The sequence below is a fragment of the Brachyspira catarrhinii genome, assembly GCF_005518285.1.
In the GTDB taxonomy this organism is placed as follows: Bacteria; Spirochaetota; Brachyspiria; order Brachyspirales; family Brachyspiraceae; genus Brachyspira; species Brachyspira catarrhinii.
In genome coordinates this window covers 1-2,576 of the sequence record NZ_SJDU01000332.1, presented here as the reverse complement: position 1 = coordinate 2,576, position 2,576 = coordinate 1, and the positions used below count along the sequence as shown (strand labels likewise).

The following is a 2,576-nucleotide window of genomic DNA, read 5'->3' as shown; positions in this document are numbered from 1 at the left end:
AAGTTGTCGTATATGTCCCAGAAGAATTTACTGGTTCTATAATGAACGAACTTACGGGAAAGAGAGGAAAAATATTGGGAATGGAGGCGGCGTCAAATACCGTGCAGATGATTAAAGCGGAAGTGCCTTTGTCGGAAATGCTCACTTATTCCATAGAAATGAAAGCGTCCACTTCGGGAAGAGGAACTTTTGAAATGGAACATTCGCATTATCAGGAGTTAACTGGACCTTTGGCGGATAAAGTTATAGAAGAAAGAAAAGCCTTATTGGGAAGTTCGGGGGCTTCGGCTTGAATTTGGATTTAAAAAACGATATAAAAAATTTGATATTTTTTGTATTGTATATTATAATAATAAAATACTTAAATAGGAGATTATATGCTCAAAATAATTGACAAAATAATAAAAGAACATGTATTTGAAGATTTGGAATCTACAAACAAGGATTCGCTATTCAAAACTTTAAGCGAAAAAATAGCGGTTATTTCCTCTCCGTCCGCGGACGCGATTTTTGACGCTTTCAAAAAGAGGGAAAAAGAATACACGACAAATATTGGAAACGGAGTCGCCGTTCCTCATGGAAGAATTCAAGGATACGGAAAAACCGACATATTCGTAGGTTTTCTTAAAGAAGAGATTAATTACGATTCGGATTCGGACGACCAAACTCCAGTTAAATTGGTTTTCGCCATACTTTCGGACCTTGAAAATCCTCAAGATTATCTTTTGAATTTATCTCAAATATTTTTCTTGGTAAATCAAAAAGAAATACTCGATAAAGTGATGGAAACGAAAAATTTTGAAGAACTTCAAAAAGTTTTGGACGCTTTCAAAAAATTGGACGAAAAGTTTGAAGCGGAAAAACAAATTAAATTCTTAATAGAATTGGAAAGAGCGGACATACAAATTAAGGCATATGAGCTTTACAGTTCGACTCATGCTCAACAAAAATCGGATTTGGTTTTGGAAGAATATAAAAAATACAAAGACACTATTTTAAGCAAAATCGACATATCCGTTTTGGAAAATTATAAAAGAATTAAAGAGAGCAAGGGCGAGGCTTTGGCAAAAATTGACAATTATAAATGCAGTGCTTGTAATGTGGCGATTCCGAAAATGACGGTTAATGAAGTGAGAAGACAGAATCAAATAATAATGTGTTTCCATTGCGGAAGAATATTATTTACAACGGATTAAATTTAATTTTAGATTAATTTAATGAAAAAGAATAATTTTGTAAAGACGGCTAAAAAGAATCATATTATATTTTTCTTTTTAGCTTTCTTTATCTTTTATATAGCTTCATGTTCTTTAAGTCCAAATTCGGGAATAGACAATTTTTATAATTTTCCTAATCCTTTCAATTCAAAAGAAACGAATACTACTTATAGAGTTTCTATAAAAAGCGGAGAGATAATAAATGCTAAAGTGGAAATTTATTCGACTTCGGGCGATTTGCTCGATAGTAAAGATTTGAATATTGACACTTCCGATAAAAAAATTGCGACTTGCAAATGGTATGGTTTAGATAAAAATCAAAAATATTTGCCCGCTGGAGTTTATATTGCAAAAATAACCGTGAAAGATAGAGAGGATTCTACTTTTATTGAAGAATTTAGGACTTATATTAAGTAGGTTAAAAAATCGTATTGATGGACTACTTCGCTTTGCTCCTGTGTAAAAACCCCTTGTTTATTATATCTATTCATAATATAATTAATCTAAATCTAATTTAAAAATAAATTATAAAAATAAAAAATAAAATAACAAAATAAAAAAGGATTTTAAAATGAGGTTTAAAAGCGCTTATAACGGAACACTTACGAAAAAAGATATTGGAAAAGAAGTAAAATTAGCGGGATGGGTTTTAAGAAGACGCGACCATGGAGGCGTTATATTTGTGGACTTGCGAGACAGAACGGGATTCGCTCAAATAGTTTTTAATCCTCAAGTAAACGAAGAAGCTCATAATAAAGCTCAAGATTTAAGAAGCGAATATGTGATAAGCGTTGAAGGGCGTGTGAGAGCGAGAAGCGAAGATATGATTAATCCGAAAATTCCAACGGGAGAAATCGAGGTTATGGTTGAAAAATTGGAACTTTTAAATACTTCCGAAACTCCTCCTTTTATGCTCGAAGACGATATAGACACGAACGAAGAGATAAGATTAAAATATAGATATTTGGATTTAAGACGCCCGAAAATATTTAATAATTTATATTACAGATTTTTAATTACTAACGCTTTCAGAAAATATTTGACGGAAAACGGATTTATAGATGTGGAAACTCCGATTTTGAATAAAAGCACGCCCGAAGGAGCGAGAGATTTTTTAGTTCCTTCGAGATTGTCCGCGGGAGATTTTTACGCTTTGCCTCAATCTCCTCAAATATTCAAACAAATACTTATGATAGGCGGATTCGACAGATATTATCAAATAGCGAAATGTTTCAGAGACGAAGATTTAAGAGCGGACAGACAACCAGAATTTACTCAAGTGGATATTGAAACTTCTTTTTTAAGCACGGACGAATTTTTGAAATTTTTGAATTTGGCTAAATATATATCGTTCGATAA

The 2,576-nt window shown here is 32.4% G+C and carries 3 protein-coding genes and 1 pseudogene; all 4 read left to right on the top strand.

All coding sequences use genetic code 11. The features are described 5' to 3' along the window. A pseudogene (locus EZH24_RS10140) lies at positions 1 to 293 on the top strand (elongation factor G); the annotation flags it as partial. 84 nt (positions 294 to 377) lie between these two features. Then, positions 378 to 1,196, top strand: a complete 819-nt coding sequence (locus tag EZH24_RS10135; protein WP_137999020.1) for a PTS sugar transporter subunit IIA — start codon at positions 378 to 380, stop codon at positions 1,194 to 1,196. Positions 1,197 to 1,217: 21 nt separating this feature from the next. Then, positions 1,218 to 1,634 (top strand): T9SS type A sorting domain-containing protein, encoded by a 417-nt coding sequence (locus EZH24_RS10130; protein ID WP_137999019.1) that lies wholly within the window; start codon positions 1,218 to 1,220, stop codon positions 1,632 to 1,634. 154 nt (positions 1,635 to 1,788) lie between these two features. Next, a partial coding sequence (locus EZH24_RS10125) for an amino acid--tRNA ligase-related protein (protein WP_236847161.1) occupies positions 1,789 to 2,576 on the top strand: 788 nt, incomplete at its 3' end.

What these genes read in the sequence shown, in the direction of transcription:
- EZH24_RS10135 (WP_137999020.1), top strand. Translation starts at nt 378, where the DNA reads ATGCTCAAAATAATTGACAAAATAATAAAAGAACATGTATTTGAAGAT.
- EZH24_RS10130 (WP_137999019.1), top strand. Translation starts at nt 1,218, where the DNA reads ATGAAAAAGAATAATTTTGTAAAGACGGCTAAAAAGAATCATATTATA.